We start from the raw sequence: 17408 nt of genomic DNA on the forward strand, positions 1-17408 counted from the left end.
TTCTTGACCTTCGGTTTTTAGTTTGATATAATAAATTTATGGAAGAAAAAAAGGATACTGAAGAAAAAGATAAGACCGAAAATATTGAAAAAAAGGAGTTAGAAAAATGTGAAAAGCAAAAAGAGGAATATTTAGCCGGGTGGCAGAGAGCCCGGGCCGATTTTTTGAATTACAAAAAAGAGGAGATGGAAAGAATTGCCGGGATAGTGTTTTATTCTCAAGAGGGAATGATTCTGAAAATTTTACCAATTTTAGATAATTTTGATTTGGTGGAAAAAAAACTGCCGCAGGAATTAAAAGACGATACTAATGTAGAAGGTATGCTCCAAATAAAAAATCATTTTCATGATTTCTTGAAAAATTATGGCATAGAAGTAATGAAAGTGCTTGGAGAAAAGTTTGATCCGAATTTCCATGAAGCGGTTGAGCAAATAGAAGCAAAAGGCAAAGAAAAAGGCATTATTGTAGAAGAAATCCAAAAGGGCTACTTAATTCAAAACAAAGTTTTAAGAGCAGCAAAGGTAAAGGTCGCAAAGTAAGAATCATTCTAACATATTAACATTTAAACATATAAACATATGGAACAGCAACAAAAACAAATTCAAATTAAAGCCAAAGACGAGGATATAAAAGGCGTTTATTCCAATCTAATGCAGGTAGTCCATACAAAAGAAGAATTTATTCTTGACTTCTTTTTAGCCTCGCCTCCGCAAGGAGTTCTTTCTTCAAGAGTAATAATGAGCCCAGGCCATGTTAAAAGAATGCTTAAGGCTTTTGAAGAAAACTTGAAGAAATACGAAGATAAATTCGGCAAGATTGAAGAGGCAAAAGCGCCAGACACAAAAGAAGAAGGCGAAAGCAAAATCGGCTTTACAGTGTAGAAATATCAGGTAGATGACTGATTGGGGCGTGTGGCTCAGTGGTAGAGCGCATTCCTGATAAGAATGAGGTCGAAGGTCCGATTCCTTCCACGCCCACCAAAAATTTTAAGGGCCCGTAGTTCAGTTGGTTAGAATATCTCATTTGCAATGAGGAGATCAGCGGTTCGAATCCGCTCGGGTCCAATATATTTTAAAAAATTTCTAACTCATAATTTCTAATTTCTAATTAACCTAATCAGTTGTTGGGAGTTAGTTATTAATTATTTTTACTATGGCAAAGATATTAGGTATTGATTTAGGCACAACATTTTCGGCAATGGCAGTAATTGAAGCAGGCGAGCCCAAGATTATTGAAAATAAAGAAGGGGCGAGAACAACGCCTTCTATTGTGGCATTGGCAAAAAATCAGGAACGATTGGTTGGAATTTTGGCTAGACGCCAGCAGGTTACTAATCCTCAAAATACGATTTTTTCCACAAAAAGATTGATTGGAAGAAAATTTTCTGACAAAGAGGTGCAAAAAGATAAAAAACTTATGCCTTATGAGATTAGAGAGGCGGGTGATGGCGGAGTAGAAATAAAAATGGGTGATAAATGGTATAAGCCATTGGAAATTTCAGCAATGATTTTGCAGAAATTAAAAGCGGACGCTGAAGAAAAGTTAGGAGAAAAAATAGAAGAAGCGATAATTACTTGTCCCGCGTATTTTGACGATTCCCAAAGAAAAGCGACAAAAGTGGCTGGCGAGGTAGCTGGCTTTAAAGTTAAAAGAGTTATTAACGAGCCAACAGCTGCTGCTTTAGCTTATGGCCTGACAAAGAAAGGCGAGAAAAAAATAGTTGTTTATGATTTTGGCGGCGGCACCTTTGACATTTCAATTTTAGACGTAAGTGAAGACACAGTTGAAGTAAAGGGGACTGGCGGCGATACTCATTTGGGCGGAGATGATTTTGACCAAAAAATTATTGAGTGGTTAGTAGATAAATTCAAAAAAGACCAGGGCATTGATTTATCAAAAGACCAATTAGCCCTTCAGCGCTTAAAGGAAGCAGCAGAAAAGGCAAAGATAGAATTATCTACCACAATGGAAACAGAAATTAATCTTCCTTTTATTACTTCTGATTCCGCCGGACCAAAACATCTGCTTTTTAAATTGAATAGGGCAGAATTTGAAAACCTAGTTAAAGAATATATTGACAAATCCATTGAGCTGACTAAGCAAACCTTGAAAGAAGTCGGTTTTGAGGCAAAAGATATAGACGAGGTTATTTTAGTCGGCGGGCAGACAAGAACTCCAAAAATCCAGGAAGAAATCAAAAATCTTCTTGGCAAGGAAGCGAATAAAGAGATCAACCCTGATGAAGTAGTTGCTACAGGCGCTGCGGTTCAAGCGGGTATTCTGCAGGGTGAAGTAAAAGATGTTTTGCTTTTAGATGTTACTCCTTTATCTTTGGGGATTGAAACCATGGGTAATGTTAACACTGTTTTAATTTCTAAAAATACAACTGTTCCAACTTCTAAAACACAGGTTTTTTCCACTGCTGCTGAGAACCAGCCATCAGTAGAAATTCATGTTTTACAGGGAGAAAGGCCAATGGCTGGTGATAATAAAAGCTTAGGCAGGTTTATTCTAGACGGAATTCCGCCAGCGCCAAGAGGGATTCCTCAAATTGAAGTGAGTTTTGATATTGATGCCAATGGCATTTTAGCTGTGTCAGCAAAGGATAAAGCCACTGGGAAAAGCCAGTCAATCAGAATAGAGGGTTCCTGCGGTGTATCTAAAGAGGAAGTGGAAAAAATGAAAAAAGAAGCAGAGATACATTCCCAAGAAGATGCAAAGAAAAAAGAACTGATTGAGGCCCGTAATATCGCTGATAATTTAGTTTATACTACAGAAAAGACCTTAAGAGACGCTGGTGATAAGGTGTCAGCGGATATAAAAAAAGAAATTGAGGAGAAAGCCAATGAATTGAAAAAAGTTAAGGATAGTGATAATATAGATGAAATTAAAGCAAAAACATCTGATTTATCACAGGCGATTCAGAAAATCGGAGCGCAAATGTATGGACAGCAGCCAGGGCAGGGACAACAGCCTGGACAGGAACCGCCAAAAGAAGAAGGCAAGGATGAAAAGAAGCCGGAAGAAGGAGAATATAAAGAGAAATAAATCCATTTTAACATTCTAACATACAAACATTTTAACATTCTGAATTTGAATTTTGTTAATATGTTTAAATGTTAATATGTTTATATGATGCCTGAAGATTATTATCAAATACTTGGCATTGCTAGGAATGCCAATCAAGAAGAAATAAAAAAAGCATATAGAAAGCTGGCTCATAAACACCATCCGGATAAGGGAGGAAGTGAGGCAAAGTTTAAAGAGATAAACGAGGCATATCAGGTTCTTTCTAATAAAGATAAGCGAGCCCAGTATGACCGTTTTGGCAGAACATTTGATGGCGCTGGTCAAGGTTTTGACCCGGGTTTTGATTTTGGCGCCGGGTTTGGTGGTGAAGAATTTGGAGATTTTGGCGATATAGGGGAGATATTCGAAGAATTTTTTGGGACAGGTTCTGCAGACAGGAGAAAGAAAGACCTAAAAAGAGGAAAAGATATTGAAATTGACATTGAGATTCCATTAGAAGCAGTTTTAAAAAGCCAAGAGAAAAAAATTACACTTTATAAAATGGTTGTTTGTTCCCGCTGTAATGGAATTGGAGCTGAACCAGGAACTTCTGTAAAAGAATGTTTTACCTGCCGCGGCACAGGACAGGTTCAGCAGATAAAAAGAACGATTTTTGGCTCTGTAACCCGTTATGTTATCTGCCCTGAATGCGGAGGAGAAGGAACAAAGCCGGAAAAACCTTGTAATGTTTGCAAAGGCCAAGGAAGGATCAAAAAAGAGGAAGAAATTATTCTCTATATTCCTGCTGGCGTTGATACCAATCAAGTGATAAAAATTGAAGGAAAAGGCGATGCTGGCGAAAAGGGAGGACAAGCAGGTGATTTATATGTCAGAATTCTTGTGAAAAAACACCATCTTTTTATAAGAAGAGGCGATGATTTATACATTTTAATTCCTATTTCTTTTTCACAGGCAGTTTTAGGAGATGAAAAAGAAGCGCCAACCCTAGAAGGCAAAAAGATTTTATTAAAAGTGCCAAGCGGCACTGAATCAGGAAAGGTCTTGCGAATTTCTGGAAAAGGCATTCCTCGTTTTGCTGGCTTTGGCAGGGGAAATATGTATGTAGAATTAGAAATAGAAACGCCAAAGAAATTAACAAGAACACAAAAAGAATTATTAAAAAAATTGAAGGAAGAAGGAATGTAAAAGTAAAAAGTAAGGATAAATTTCCTGCTGCGAAAACAAAATTTTTAGAATCGCTTATCCCTAAAATTTGCTTTGCAAATTTTGCTCGCCCACACCTGCGATTTAAAAATTTGTTTTCTTCGCAGAAATAGTTTTTAGTTTTTCATTTTTAGTTTTTAATTTAGCGAAGCGTTGCGCCCATAGCTCAACTAGGTAGAGCAACGGCCTTTTAAGCCGGTGGTTGCAGGTCCGATTCCTGCTGGGCGCACATAAGTTTTAATATGAATAAAGCAGATATCTCATTATTGAATAAAAATAATATAAAAAAAGGGAGATTGATTGATTTAATGCCGGAATTTTATGAACTCAAGGAGCTTGTTGAAAGCAACTATTGGCATAATAAAGAAACAGTTTTTAATCACATACTTTCTGTTTTAGATAATTTAGAAAAAATCATCCGCAATTTAAGAGAAGAAACTAAGCAAGTTTTAAATGAAATTGTTGAAAAAAAATCAAGGAAAGATTTATTAAGAGTTGCGGCATTGTTTCATGATATTGGCAAAAAAGAAACAATGATTGATTTTAACGGTTTTATGGATTTTCCTGGCCATGAGCAAAAAGGGGCGGAAAAAGCAGTAAAAATATTAAAAAGATTTAATCTATCCAAAAAAGAGTCTAAAATTGTTGCAGATATAATCAAAAATCACAGTTTAGCTCATGAGATAATCACCCCCGAAAATTCAAATTTCCAAAAAGAATACAAAAATTTTAGGAAAAAATTTTTAGATAGTATCTATTTAGAGCTAATTTTATTGGCATTTGCAGATACTATTGGCAGTTATTTGAAAAAAACTAAACCGACCGTATTTCGTTATAAAATTGATTTCTATAAAAAAGAATTAAAGAATTTGCCGCCAAGGAAAATGGATAAATTATAATAAAAATAAAGTGAATTTTCTATACTTCTTTTTTATTTTTATCTTTGTTATAATAATATAATTTATTATGTTATTTGCTTTAATTTTTATACTTTTAGGAGTGATATTCCTTGCAAAAAACTTGGGAATTATTACTACTCAAACTTGGGGTATCACATGGCCTTGTATTTTGATTTTAATCGGTGTTTGGCTTCTTATAATGAAATACGAGTGGAGAATTAGAAAAAATAAATTTTTAGAAAAAGTTTGGAGAATAATAGAAAAGTAATATATGCGGATAGGGATTTTTACTAATATATATTTGCCGATTGTTAGCGGGGTTGTTACGATAATAGAGAATTACCGGCAAGAGTTGGAAAGGCAGGGCCATCAGGTTTTTATTTTTGCGGCTGAAAATCGCGGTTATAAAGATGAAAATCCGCGAGTTTTCCGTTTTAAATCAATAGACCTTAATTACAAAATTTCTTATCCATTGCCTATAATTTCTTCTCCTCGCATTAGTAGAATAATCAAAAAAATAAATTTAGATATTGCCCATACGCAGCATTTTTTTATTTGCGGGCAGATTGCATGGTATCATGCTAAAAAGTTTAATATTCCTTTGGTTTTTACACAGCATACCCGTTATGAATATTACACGCACTATGTTCCTTATCTACCCAAAGAAATAAGCAAGCCGCTTGCATTGTCTCTTTGCGCTGTGTATGCTAATTCCTGCGATTCTGTGATTGCTCCGACTGAAGACATTAAGAATTCTCTTTTAAAATACAAAGTAAGGACGCCAATAACTATTCTTCCATCCGGAATTGATTTAAACAGATTTATTCAAGCAAATGGCAAAGCAATAAGAGAAAAATATAATATAGGCGAGGATAAATGCGTGTTATTAACAGTTTGTAGATTAGCTCCAGAAAAAAACATTTCTTTTTTGTTAAAATCATTTAAGCAGATTAGCTTAAAAAATCCAGATGTTTATTTTATAATAATAGGGGATGGTCCTTCTAAAAAAGCGTTAATATCTGAAAGCGATAAAATAGGATTAAAAAATAAGATTATATTTACAGGCAAAGTAGATTGGCAGAAAATCCCTTCTTTTTACAAGGCAGCTGATATTTTCCTTTTTAGCTCTTTTTCAGAGGTTCAGCCAACTGTTATCACTGAGGCTATGGCTTCCGGCCTTCCTATTATAGCTATAAACGCTAACGGAATAAAAGATGCTGTCATAGATGGAAAAAATGGTATTTTAACCTCTAATAATGTTAATGAATTCAGCCAAGCTGTTTTAAGGTTAGTAGAGCAAGGAGAATTAAGAAAGAGGATTTCAGAGAGAGCAGAAAAAATGGCTAATAGTTTTTCTTCAGAGAAAGCCGCGGAAAAACTCATTAATCTTTATAAAAAATTAATAATTCAGAAAAAAGAAAATCGTAAATCAAAAAATAAAAGCCTTGATTTGATCAAAGACAAGTTTACAAATTTTAAGTTTGATCAGATTATAAGCCAAAAATGAGAAACTATCATTATTATTTTAAAATGTTAAGAGTTAAGGATACGGTTAAATTCTTTTTCTGGATTCCTATTGTTGGAGCAATATTAGCGAATGTTTCTTTTAATAACATTATTCTTATTGCAATTATCTCTTTCTGCACTGTTTCTTACGCTTTTGTAATAAATAATTATTTTGATGTAGAAATAGACAAAAAAAATCCAAAGAAAATCAAGTCAAAAAGCAATCCATTAGCTCAAGGATTTGTGACCAAGAAAGGCGTTTTAACTCTGTCTGGAATATTATTAATGATTTCTATTTGTCTATCTCTTTTTATAAATTTTATTGGATTTATTTTTGTTTTATTATCTATTTTCGGCGCTACCCTTTATTCAATGTCTTATATCCGCCTTAAGGAAAGAAATATTATTGATATAGTCAGCCATGGTTTTGCGTTAGGACTTTTTCTTTTTTTGGCTGGAGTATTTTTAGCTCAAGGAATTATTAATATGTCTTTGCTGGCAATTTCATTTCTGTTCACTATATTGAGCGCCAATGTCCTTTTAGCGCATCAAATAATGGATTATGAAGAGGATTTAGGGAATACACAAACTACTGCCATTAAAATTGGCAAGGGAAGAAGCTATCTCTTCCTTTTTCTTTTTTTAATAGTTTCCATATTTTTATTTGAAATAATAATATTGAAATATTATTCAGGTATTGAATGGTGGTTTTTTTATTTTGCTTTATTGCTTTTAATATTTTGGTGGCTTCCGTTTAAGTTAATCAGGCAGCTTGGCAAAGAGAGAATCAAAGATACATTAATGGAGGGATTGCTTTTACCGAATATAATTTATGAGAATAAAATAAAACCCTATCAAAATAAAATAAAGAGAATATTCTTTGAATAGATCCTCTCACCTTTATGAAAAAGTTCATATTTTTCTCCTTCACTCTATTAATAGGTTTAATCCTTTTTTTTATTGCGTTTAAGGAAATAGGGCTTGAAAATATAGTTTCCGCTCTTTCCAATATTTCAATAAGCCAGTTCTTTTTTGTGTTTGGGGTTATTATCTTTAGTTTTTTAGTTGGAACTCTGCGGCTGAAAATTATATTAAAAACTCAATTATCTGAAAAAATTTCCTTTTTAGATGTTTTAATAGCCAGGACTGTTGGTTTTACTATTAATTATCTCACCCCGGTTATTTTTGCTGGAGGCCAGCCGTTTAAGGCATATATTATTAAGGAAAAAACAAAGGCCTCTTTAGATAAAATTATCGTTTCCATTATTATAAGCGAAGCTGTTTTTCTAAGTATATTGTTTTTCTTCATTGTTTTAGGAGTATTGTTTTTATTTCTTTCTTTTAATTTACCTTTTATTTTTGAAATTATAATTTCTGGAATAACACTTTTTTTCTTCCTTATATTTTGTCTTTTTTATTCCCGCATAATTAGAAAATCTCCAGATAAAAAAGGATTTTTCACATTCTTTATTGAGTTTCTTCGTTTAGATAGAGTAGGCTTAATAAATGGAATGAAAACAAAAATTGCTGATATTGAGAGAGATATATTTTATTTTTTTAAGCACCAAAAAGCTAAATTGATAATAGTTTCTTTTTTAACCCTGATAGAAATTTTACTTTTAATTTTATCTTATTGGCTGATAATATTATTTTTAGGAAGTATCTTAAATTTTAAAGAATTACTATCTGTTAATGCTTTAATAGATTTGGTTTATTTTATTCCTATTCCAGCCGCATTGGGAAGTTTTGAATGGAGCCAGGCATTAATCTTTGATATTTTTGGTTTAAATTTAAATATGGGTATCGCTTTTAGTTTAATAGTAAGATGCTTTAGTTTAATTATGGCAGGATTGGGAATTCTTTTGCTAGTCCACTTTGAAATAAAAACTTTGGCAGAAAGATTAGGAGCAGCTATTCAAAAATTTGTTGATATTTTCAGAAATAATAAAATATGACCAAACTAATTTTAGCTACAACTTCTCCGCACCGCAAAGAAGCATTTGGATATTTAGGAATTGATTTTGAAATGGAAGGGAGTAATGTTGATGAATCTCAAGCAAAGAGAAATAATCCTGAAGAATTAGTAAAAACATTATCAAAATTAAAAGCTGAAGCAGTGGCTAAAAATCATTCAGACGCTATTGTAATTGGAATGGATTCAGTCGGGTATTTCAATGATAAAATTCTGGAAAAACCAAAGTCAAAAGAAGAGGAATTTCAGCGGCTACAATCTCTGTCTGGAAATAACCATCAATTTTATACAGGAATTTATATGATTAATACAGCTTTGGACAAAGTAATTTCAAGAGTTGTTAAAACAGAGGTATTTATGAGAAAACTTTCAGATAAAGAGATTGAAAAATATCTTAATGAAGATTCTCATTTTAATACTTTTGCCTTAGGTTATGATGCTTTAAGGCATTGCAGCTCGGCATTTGTTAAAAGAATAGAAGGAAGTTATTACAATCTTTTAGGAGGCATTCCTTTGGAAACAATAGTGGAAATGCTTCCCGAAGTCGGTTATAAATTTAATCAAGTTTAAATTTTAATTATGAAAATAACAATTTGCTCATCAGCATTTTTTACAAAAGAGTGTTATGACATTAAGAAAGAATTAGAAAAAAATAACCATCTTGTTTTTATCTGGTCGCCAGAAATTGGGGTGAACGGTAATACTGTATCTATGAAGGATTTTCACGCAATGAGGAAAAACAATCTCACAGAAGATTTATTGAAACTAAAAAAATCATTGATTGATGAGCATATAGAAAGAATAAAAGACAGTGATGCGGTTTTAGTTTTGAATTTTGATAAAAATGGGATTAAAAACTATATCGGAGGCAATACTTTTTTAGAAATGGGATTTGCTTATGTTTTAGGTAAAAAGATATTTTTACTAAATCCCATTCCTGGCATAAATTACAAGGAAGAAATAGAAGCTATGAGCCCTCTTATTCTTTGTGGGGATTTGAATAAGATAAAAGAGAATTGAAATGAAATATTTTACTTAATATGGATAAAACAGAAGAGAAAATATTAAAAACCATAAAAGAATTTGCTAAAAAATTACCAAAATTTCCAGATGGGAGAATTGATTACTCAAATTCTGATATTGCTCCGGTAATAACTGTTTTTATAAAATATAAAGATAAGATTCTTTTACTGAAGCGAAGTAATAAAGTCCGTGTATATCAAGAAAAATGGAATACAATTGCTGGATATCTTGATGAAATAAAACCTGTTCGTGAAAAAATCGTAGAGGAGATTAAAGAAGAGATAGGAATTAGCGAAGATAATATTTCATCAATTCACATAGGAGAACCTTATGAATTTACAGATGCTGAAGTAAATAAAATTTGGATTGTTTGTCCTGTTTCGGTGGAATTAAGGAATGAACCAAATATAAAATTAGATTGGGAACACACCGAATATAAATGGATTAAACCAGAAGAATTAAAAAAGTTTGATGTAGTTTTTAATCTTGATAAAAGTTTAGAAAATGTATTTAAGTGAATGAATAAGTTTTATACAAAGAAAGAGATAGGTAAATATGGGTTTGTTATATTAGCTATACGGAAAAAGTTCAAATTCAAGCAATAGAGTGGATTTTTCGCCTGAATTTTGATATACTAAATATAAATTATGTCTTTTTTAATTGGAAAATTTAAAAAAATTATAATTGCATTTTTGATAATTATTGCAGTTTTGTTTAGTTTTGGGTTTGGATATTATTTTGGCGAAATTGAAGGAAAAAGGATGATTTCTCCTTCTGATGAATTGAATTTTTCTCTATTTTGGGAGGTTTATAATACTTTGAAAGAGAAATACGCGCATCCAGAAGATTTTAACAATGAAAAAATAATTTACGGAGCGATTTCAGGCATGGTAGAAAGCTTAGGAGATCCTTATACGGTTTTTTTCAACCCTGAAGAAGCAAAGATATTTGAAGAAGATGTGAAAGGAGTATTTGAAGGCGTTGGCATGGAGATAGGAATAAGAGAGAAAGGTTTAACTGTAATTGCGCCATTAGAAGGAACTCCTGCGCAAAAAGCTGGATTAAGGCCAGGCGATAAAATTATAAAAATAGATGATATTTCTACTATTAATATAGCCATAGATGAGGCAGTAAAACTTATTAGAGGGCAAAAAGGGACTGAAGTATCTTTAACTATTTACAGAGAAGATTGGGGGGAGACAAAAGAAATCAAAATTGTAAGAGGCGTTATAAAGATACCGTCTTTGGCTTGGGAATTAATATCTTCCAGCGATGAAAGGCAGGATGACATTGCCCATATTAAGCTTTATCAGTTTTCTGAAAAAGCTGCTTATGATTTTAAAACAGCTGCCAGAGAGATTTTAGATTCATCTGCTGAAAGAATTATTTTGGACTTAAGAAATAATCCAGGCGGTTATTTAACCGTAGCCCAGGATATTACTGGATGGTTTTTGGAAAAAGGACAAATTGTAACTATTGAAGATTTTGGCGAAGAAAAAGAGCAGAAACTATACAAAGCAAAGGGTCCAGAGAAGTTTTTATCATATCCAATAGTAGTTTTAATTAATGAGGGTTCAGCTTCTGGTTCTGAAATTTTGGCTGGCGCTTTAAGAGACAATAGACAAGTAAAGCTGATTGGAGAAAAAACATTTGGAAAAGGAACGGTTCAATCCTTAGAATATTTGAGTGAGGGGAGCTTAAAGATTACTATAGCTAGTTGGCTTACTCCAAAGGGCGAGGTTTTAACTGATAAAGGATTAAAGCCGGATATAAAAGTGGAAATGACATTAGAGGATTATGAACAGGGAAAAGACCCGCAATTAGAAAAGGCAGTTGAAATTTTAAAAGAAATGTAGTAAAATAACTAAAAAGTTAAAACGAGATTTTTTCTAGCTCCGAAAACAAAATTTTTCAAATTCAGCCCCCCTTCGCCCTTTGGGCTTTGCCCTTCGGGCTTCGCCGCGCCCAAACCCCAGAATTTGAAAAATCTGTTTTCTTCGCTATTACGATTATGCGAGTAATTCTTCTACAAGATATAGAAAAAATAGGAAAGAAATATGAAATTAAGGAGGTGGCAGACGGCTATGCCAGGAATTTCCTTATGCCCAAGGGATTGGTTAAGCTGGCAACAGAAAAAAATCTTAAGTGGCTGTCAGTGCAGAAAGAGACATTAGAAAAGAAATCAGAAGAAGAGCTTAAAAATATTCAGGATACAGCTACAAAAATAGACGGATTAGAAATAACCATTACAGTTAAAACTGGAAAAGAGAAGCAGCTATTTGAATCAATAACCGCTCAAAAAATTTCTGATAAATTAAAAGAACTGGGTTTTGAAATTAAAAAATCTCAAATTGACTTGAAAGAACCAATTAAAGAAATTGGCGAGTATCCAATTAAAATAAAACTTGAGCATAATTTAGAAGCAGAAATAAGAGTAATAGTCATTGAAGAGAGATAATATGCCAAGACTTATTTTTATTGCCGGCGGTGTAATGTCAGGCATTGGCAAAGGGATAGCTACAGCATCAATAGGAAAAATTTTACAAAGTAAAGGATTTAGAGTAACAGCGGTTAAAATTGATCCATATATTAATATTGATGCGGGTACAATGAACCCTATTGAACATGGAGAGGTTTTTGTAACTGATGATGGCGTGGAATGCGATCAGGATATTGGAAATTACGAAAGATTTTTCAACGCAGATTTATCAACTATTAATTATATTACTACTGGCAGAGTTTATCAGGCAGTAATAAACAGAGAGAGAAATTTAGAATATGGAGGTAGATGTGTTGAAGTTGTCCCAGATATTCCCAATGAAGCCATTTCCAGAATATTAAAATCAGCCAAAAAGAACAAGGCTGATTTTGTTTTGGTTGAGATTGGAGGAACAGTAGGCGAGTACCAAAATATGTTGTTTTTAGAAGCAGCAAGATTGACAAAGCTTCGCTATCCAAAAAATGTTCTTTTTATTTTGGTAAGTTATTTGCCAATTCCAAAAATGATCGGCGAAATGAAAACAAAGCCAACACAGAACGCAGTAAGATTATTAAATGAGGCCGGCATACAGCCAGATATTATTTTAGGCCGTTCCCAATTTCCATTAGATGAACCGAGGAAAAGAAAAATTTCAATTTTTTGCAATGTAAATATTAAAGATGTAATTTCTGCGCCTGATATTAAATCAATTTACGAGGTGCCAATGAATTTTGAAAAAGAGAAGTTAGGCAATCAGATTTTGAAAAAGTTTAATTTGAAGCCAAGAAAAAGTAATTTGGAAAAATGGGAGAAAATAGTAAAAATCATAAATAGAAAGAAAAAACCAGTTAAGATAGGAATAGTTGGCAAGTATTTTGAAACAGGGAAGTTTACGTTAATGGACTCTTATATTTCAGTAATTGAGGCAGTAAAGCATGCTTCGTGGTTTTATAACAGGGAGCCGGAGATTCATTGGATAGCAGCTGGAAGCTTTGAAAGAAATTCAAAATCTTTAAAAGAATTAAAAAAATATGACGGGATTATTGTTCCAGGAGGTTTTGGCAGTAGGGGAATAGAAGGTAAGATAAAAGCCATTGAGTTTTGCAGAAAAGAAAAAATCCCTTTTTTAGGGCTTTGTTTAGGAATGCAGTTAGCAGTAATTGAATTTGCGCGGAATGTCTGCGGTCTAAAAAAAGCAGGATCTACTGAATTTACATCTCATTGCCAAAAATCAATAATTGATGTAATGCCTGAACAAAAAGTTCTTTTGAAAGAAAAAAAATATGGCGGGACTATGCGGTTAGGCGCTTATAACTGCGAGCTAAAAACAGGCACTAAGAGCTGGAAGAGTTACAAGATGGTGAAATACATTTCTGAGCGCCATAGGCACCGTTACGAGCTAAATAATGAGTTTAAGAACGTTTTAGAAAGCAACGGTATGCTTATGGCTGGTATAAATCCAGAAAAGGACTTGGTAGAAATTATAGAATTAAAAAAACACCCTTTCTTTATCGGTGTGCAGTTTCATCCAGAATTTAAATCAAGATTTTTGAATCCCCATCCATTATTCAAAGAATTTATTAAGGCGTCTCTACATTGACCTTTTTAACTATCCGCTGGCTTTTATCAAACTTTATTTTTCTTTTAGTAATAAACTTAACAATGCCTTCTTTAACAGCATAAAGGGTGTCATCGTTTCCTCGTCTGACATTTGTTCCAGGAAGAAACTTTGTTCCGCGCTGGCGAATAATAATACTGCCTGCATTTGCTTTCTGGCCGCTATAAAGCTTAACCCCTAAATATTTGGGCCTAGAATCTCTTCCTAATTTTGTTGCACCAGTTGCTTTTGTCTTAGACATGTTCCTTCACTTCGTTCAGTCAAGTTAAAAATTAAAAGTGAAAAATTAAAAATTAACTTTAAACTTTTAACTATGACTTTTAACTTTTAATTTTGAACTTTAAACTATCTTTATGTTATCAAAATTATTTCAATTTGTCAAACAAAATAGAGAAGATATTATATTAGTTATTGGAGTTATTTTAATTTCTTTGTTTTCTTTTGCTATGGGCTATATCGTGGCTAAGCAAGAAAATAAAGAACCAATTCAGTTTGAAATGACTAATGACCAATTTCTAATTTCCAATTAATTTATCGCTTTATGAACCAAATTTTTCAAATTTTTACGGTTTGCTCGGATTCCAAATTTTCCTTGCGCTTTACCCTAAAGGGCTCCGACGCGTCTTCGGAAAATTCAGAATCCTCACTAACCTAATTTGAAAAATTTGTTTTCAGAGCAAGAATTATTAATTTTTTATGAGAATCGCTATTGTCGGAGCAGGTATTTCTGGATTGTATCTGGCATGGAAGCTTTCGAAAAAAGGTCACAAAGTAAGTGTTTTTGAAAAAAGGAATAAAATTGGAAAGGAGGCCTGTTCAGGACTTTTCAGCCATAGAATACTTAATTTTATTCCAGAAAGCAGAAAACTAATCCAAAACGAAATAAGAGAAGTATTAGTCCATTTTCCAAGAAAAACCGTAAGATTGGTTTTTAAGCAAAGTTTTTTTGCAATGGATCATTACAAATTAGACAATATGGCTGCTGAATTAGCTAAGCATGCAGGCGCAGAGATTTTTTTAAATCATAAAGTAGACCATATTCCTCAAGAATTTGACAAAATAATTGGATGCGATGGTCCTAATTCCATTATTAGGAAAGAACTCAATCTTTCAGAACCGCAATTTTTTCTGTCTATCCAAGGATTTTTAGAAAAAAAAGATGATTCTAATTGTGTTGAAACTTGGGCAACTAATTCTGGTTTTATTTGGAAAATTCCTAGAGGAGAAACAATAGAATATGGTATAATAGAAGATATAAAAAAAGCAAAGAATTATTTTGATAACTTTTTAAAAGAAAAGAAAGTTTATTTAATAAGAAAAAAAGCAGGAATAATTCCGCAGACATTCAAGCCAATTATTCCTAAAAATTCTAAAATCACTCTTTGCGGCGATGCCATTGGCCTTACCAAGCCCTGGTCAGGCGGGGGAGTAATATGGTCTTTGATATGCGCTGATCTCCTCTTGAAGAATTTCCCAGATTTTATAAAATATAAAAAGGAAGTCAATAAGTTTTTTCTTCCTAAAATTATTTTTTCAAAAATAGTAAAAAAAACAGTTTATTTTTCCGGAAGAAATTTTCCATGGCTTCTGCCAAAAGAAGTTAACATAGAAGGAGATTTTTTGTTTTAATCATTTAGTCAAATGAAAAAGAAGACACCTCATCATTTAGGCATTATTTTAGATGGCAATAGAAGATGGGCAAAAGAAAGGAACTTGCCTGTTTTTGAGGGTCATAAAAAGGGCAGGGAAAAGGTGAAAAAAATTATAAAGGCTTGTAAAAACAAAGGAATAAAAATTCTAACATTATTTGTTTTTTCTACTGAAAATTGGAAAAGACCAAAAAAAGAAGTTGATTATTTAATGGAACTGATTAAAGGCATTATAGGTCTTAAAGAGCTTGACAAACAAGGAATTAAGGTTGTAGTAATTGGTCAGAAAGAGAAATTATCCAATGGCATTCAAAAGGTGATAGAGAATGCTGAAAAAATTACTAAGAACAACAAGGCAATGATTTTAAATATAGCCTTAAGCTACGGAGGCAGGGCGGAAATCGTTGAAGCAATAAAAAATATAATTAAAAAGAAAATTTCTTTAGAAAAAATTGATGAAAATATAATTTCCAAAAATCTTTGGACATCCGACCTTGATTTAATTATCAGGACTGGCAAAGAGAAACGGATTTCTAATTTTTTAATCTGGCAGGCAGCCTATTCTGAAATTTTCTTTTTTGATAAATATTGGCCTGATTTTACTGAAAAGGATTTAGATAAAGCTATTAATGAATATTCTCGCCACCTTCGCCGCTTCGGGGAGTAAATGTTTCATCACAAATCAGTACGATCGTTTTAATTTGTGACCGGGTTTAAAACGAAAAAAAGGGGCTCGTTTAAATCTTGATTTAAACGAGCTTAACTCTTTATTTACAGCCTATTTTTTGTTCGTATTGCCACTGTTTCATCGTTCTTCCGAAATACACACCGCGTTCTATTTCTGGATAATAGATTATGGTCATTTCTACCAAATAACCTATTTTCATAAGAAATTCTCCAAGATGCATCTTTAATTTAAAGAACATTTTCATTACACCTCCTATATTCAAAATGATAACAGTAATTAATAAATTTGTCAAATTTTATATTGATTTACGAAAAAAACAGGGGATTTAACCTCTGTTTTTTTTATTCTTTTAGAGGATGGTACTTCTTATTTTTATTAATTAATCTTTGATACCATGATATTTTTGGTGTATTTCTTTTAGGTGAGGCTTGGTAACGTGGGTATATATTTGAGTAGTAACTATATTACGATGGCCTAGAAACTCTTGTACAACTCTTAAATCAACACCTTTCATAAGTAGATCGGTTGCAAAACTATGCCTAAGTGTGTGGCAGGAAGTGGTTATAGGGAGTCCGGCTAAAATAGCGTATTTTTTAACTGTACGTTCCATGCTTCTTACATTTAAACGAGTTCCAGGGTTTTTCCCTCTATAGTTTATAAATAGAGCTTTTTCTTTGTCATTACGTATCTCTAAATACTTTCTAAGCCAGTTAATAGTTCTTTCTGATAAATAAACAGTTCGAGGATGACCTCCTTTGCCTATAATACTAATCTCTAATTCCTTAGTATCAGGTTTTATTTTAATTTGGTCTCGATTAAGATTTACTAATTCTGCAACTCTTAATCCTGTAGAAAAAAAGGTTTCTAAAATGGCTTTATCTCTCAGATCTCTTATATTTGAGGTCTTAGACGCGTCTAAAAGCTTTTTGACTTGTTCTAAAGTAAGAAAATTTACAGTTCTTTCTTCTTTTTCTTTAGGTAGTTTTATCTTTTCTGGTGGAAGAGATAAAATATCTTTTTCAGTGAAATAACTTAAAAGTGACCTTAAAGCAATTAAATAATAATTTTGTGTTGAACGTTTTAAAGGTTTTTTATCCTTCTGAAGATATTGGCGAGAAAGAAATAATCTATATTTCCAGATATGATCTGTTGTTAGTTCATGTGGTTTTATATTTTCTATTTTATTTATCTTTAGAAAATCAAAAAACTTTTTCAAAAATCTTGAATAGTTTTCTTGACTTTTATCAGAAAGACCTTTTTCTAACTCTAACCAATCTAAATAGTCAGAAAAGAGGACTTTAATAGGTTGGTCAATTTTGTTCATAGCTAATAGCCATTAAG

The 17408-nt window shown here is 32.6% G+C and carries 21 protein-coding genes and 3 tRNA genes; 21 read left to right on the forward strand and 3 right to left on the reverse strand.

The features are described from left to right. Nucleotides 1–38: 38 nt before the first annotated feature. The 18 genes from KAT95_00725 to KAT95_00810 all read left to right on the forward strand — a co-directional run bounded on the left by KAT95_00725 (nt 39) and on the right by KAT95_00810 (nt 13712). Nucleotides 39–539, forward strand: coding sequence for a nucleotide exchange factor GrpE (locus KAT95_00725; GenBank protein MCK4520379.1), 501 nt, complete (start codon nt 39–41; stop codon nt 537–539). A 39-nt stretch (nt 540–578) separates the two neighbouring features. After that, entirely contained in the window at nt 579–881 is a 303-nt protein-coding gene (locus KAT95_00730; GenBank protein ID MCK4520380.1) for a DUF3467 domain-containing protein, read from the forward strand. A gap of 24 nt (nt 882–905) precedes the next feature. Continuing rightward, a tRNA-Ile gene (locus KAT95_00735) sits at nt 906–980 on the forward strand. 10 nt (nt 981–990) lie between these two features. Continuing rightward, a tRNA-Ala gene (locus KAT95_00740) sits at nt 991–1064 on the forward strand. A gap of 88 nt (nt 1065–1152) precedes the next feature. Then, nucleotides 1153–3048, forward strand: a complete 1896-nt coding sequence (dnaK, locus tag KAT95_00745) for a molecular chaperone DnaK (GenBank protein ID MCK4520381.1) — start codon at nt 1153–1155, stop codon at nt 3046–3048. A gap of 84 nt (nt 3049–3132) precedes the next feature. After that, nucleotides 3133–4215 (forward strand): molecular chaperone DnaJ, encoded by a 1083-nt coding sequence (dnaJ, locus tag KAT95_00750; GenBank protein ID MCK4520382.1) that lies wholly within the window; start codon nt 3133–3135, stop codon nt 4213–4215. Between the two features lie 173 nt (nt 4216–4388). After that, a tRNA-Lys gene (locus tag KAT95_00755) sits at nt 4389–4462 on the forward strand. Between the two features lie 13 nt (nt 4463–4475). Further along, nucleotides 4476–5132, forward strand: coding sequence for an HD domain-containing protein (locus KAT95_00760; protein ID MCK4520383.1), 657 nt, complete (start codon nt 4476–4478; stop codon nt 5130–5132). A 67-nt stretch (nt 5133–5199) separates the two neighbouring features. Further along, nucleotides 5200–5400 (forward strand): hypothetical protein, encoded by a 201-nt coding sequence (locus tag KAT95_00765; protein MCK4520384.1) that lies wholly within the window; start codon nt 5200–5202, stop codon nt 5398–5400. Nucleotides 5401–5403: 3 nt separating this feature from the next. Then, nucleotides 5404–6639 carry a glycosyltransferase gene (locus tag KAT95_00770; protein MCK4520385.1) on the forward strand — a complete coding sequence of 412 codons (1236 nt, stop codon included), beginning with the start codon at nt 5404–5406 and terminating at the stop codon, nt 6637–6639. Continuing rightward, nucleotides 6636–7526 carry a UbiA prenyltransferase family protein gene (locus KAT95_00775; protein ID MCK4520386.1) on the forward strand — a complete coding sequence of 297 codons (891 nt, stop codon included), beginning with the start codon at nt 6636–6638 and terminating at the stop codon, nt 7524–7526. Before KAT95_00770 ends, KAT95_00775 begins: the two co-directional genes overlap by 4 nt. A gap of 14 nt (nt 7527–7540) precedes the next feature. Then, nucleotides 7541–8593, forward strand: coding sequence for a flippase-like domain-containing protein (locus KAT95_00780; GenBank protein MCK4520387.1), 1053 nt, complete (start codon nt 7541–7543; stop codon nt 8591–8593). After that, a complete protein-coding gene (gene maf, locus KAT95_00785) occupies nt 8590–9180 on the forward strand; it encodes a septum formation protein Maf (protein MCK4520388.1) in 591 nt (196 codons plus the stop codon). The genes KAT95_00780 and maf overlap by 4 nt, the downstream gene beginning before the upstream one ends. A 9-nt stretch (nt 9181–9189) precedes the next feature. Further along, nucleotides 9190–9630, forward strand: coding sequence for a hypothetical protein (locus KAT95_00790; protein MCK4520389.1), 441 nt, complete (start codon nt 9190–9192; stop codon nt 9628–9630). A gap of 20 nt (nt 9631–9650) precedes the next feature. Continuing rightward, on the forward strand, nt 9651–10151 hold the full coding sequence (locus KAT95_00795; GenBank protein MCK4520390.1) for an NUDIX domain-containing protein: 501 nt from the start codon (nt 9651–9653) through the stop codon (nt 10149–10151). Nucleotides 10152–10280: 129 nt separating this feature from the next. Beyond that, nucleotides 10281–11489: a S41 family peptidase gene (locus KAT95_00800; protein ID MCK4520391.1), complete on the forward strand. Its 1209-nt coding sequence runs from the start codon at nt 10281–10283 to the stop codon at nt 11487–11489. Between the two features lie 155 nt (nt 11490–11644). Then, on the forward strand, nt 11645–12091 hold the full coding sequence (gene rplI / locus KAT95_00805) for a 50S ribosomal protein L9 (protein ID MCK4520392.1): 447 nt from the start codon (nt 11645–11647) through the stop codon (nt 12089–12091). Between the two features lies 1 nt (nt 12092). Further along, the gene (locus tag KAT95_00810) at nt 12093–13712 is read left to right on the forward strand and encodes a CTP synthase (GenBank protein MCK4520393.1); all 1620 of its coding nucleotides are present in this window, start codon (nt 12093–12095) and stop codon (nt 13710–13712) included. Here KAT95_00810 and rpmA read toward each other — a convergent pair. After that, on the reverse strand, nt 13693–13971 hold the full coding sequence (gene rpmA, locus KAT95_00815; GenBank protein MCK4520394.1) for a 50S ribosomal protein L27: 279 nt from the start codon (nt 13969–13971) through the stop codon (nt 13693–13695). The two genes, KAT95_00810 and rpmA, sit on opposite strands and share 20 nt — an antisense overlap. A 112-nt stretch (nt 13972–14083) precedes the next feature. Here rpmA and KAT95_00820 point away from each other — a divergent pair, with 112 nt between their 5' ends. The 3 genes from KAT95_00820 (at nt 14084) to uppS (ending at nt 16046) form a co-directional block, all read left to right on the forward strand. Continuing rightward, nucleotides 14084–14260 (forward strand): hypothetical protein, encoded by a 177-nt coding sequence (locus tag KAT95_00820; protein ID MCK4520395.1) that lies wholly within the window; start codon nt 14084–14086, stop codon nt 14258–14260. A gap of 166 nt (nt 14261–14426) precedes the next feature. Further along, nucleotides 14427–15359 carry an FAD-dependent oxidoreductase gene (locus tag KAT95_00825; GenBank protein ID MCK4520396.1) on the forward strand — a complete coding sequence of 311 codons (933 nt, stop codon included), beginning with the start codon at nt 14427–14429 and terminating at the stop codon, nt 15357–15359. Between the two features lie 12 nt (nt 15360–15371). Further along, nucleotides 15372–16046 (forward strand): di-trans,poly-cis-decaprenylcistransferase, encoded by a 675-nt coding sequence (uppS, locus tag KAT95_00830; GenBank protein MCK4520397.1) that lies wholly within the window; start codon nt 15372–15374, stop codon nt 16044–16046. A 100-nt stretch (nt 16047–16146) separates the two neighbouring features. Here uppS and KAT95_00835 read toward each other — a convergent pair whose 3' ends face one another. Continuing rightward, nucleotides 16147–16359, reverse strand: coding sequence for a hypothetical protein (locus KAT95_00835; protein ID MCK4520398.1), 213 nt, complete (start codon nt 16357–16359; stop codon nt 16147–16149). Nucleotides 16360–16446: 87 nt separating this feature from the next. Further along, nucleotides 16447–17391 carry a tyrosine-type recombinase/integrase gene (locus tag KAT95_00840; GenBank protein ID MCK4520399.1) on the reverse strand — a complete coding sequence of 315 codons (945 nt, stop codon included), beginning with the start codon at nt 17389–17391 and terminating at the stop codon, nt 16447–16449. Between the last annotated feature and the right edge of the window lie 17 nt (nt 17392–17408).

The sequence above is a fragment of the Candidatus Parcubacteria bacterium genome (genome assembly GCA_023131895.1).
GTDB lineage: Bacteria > Patescibacteriota > Minisyncoccia > Minisyncoccales > JAGMDC01 > JAGLYZ01.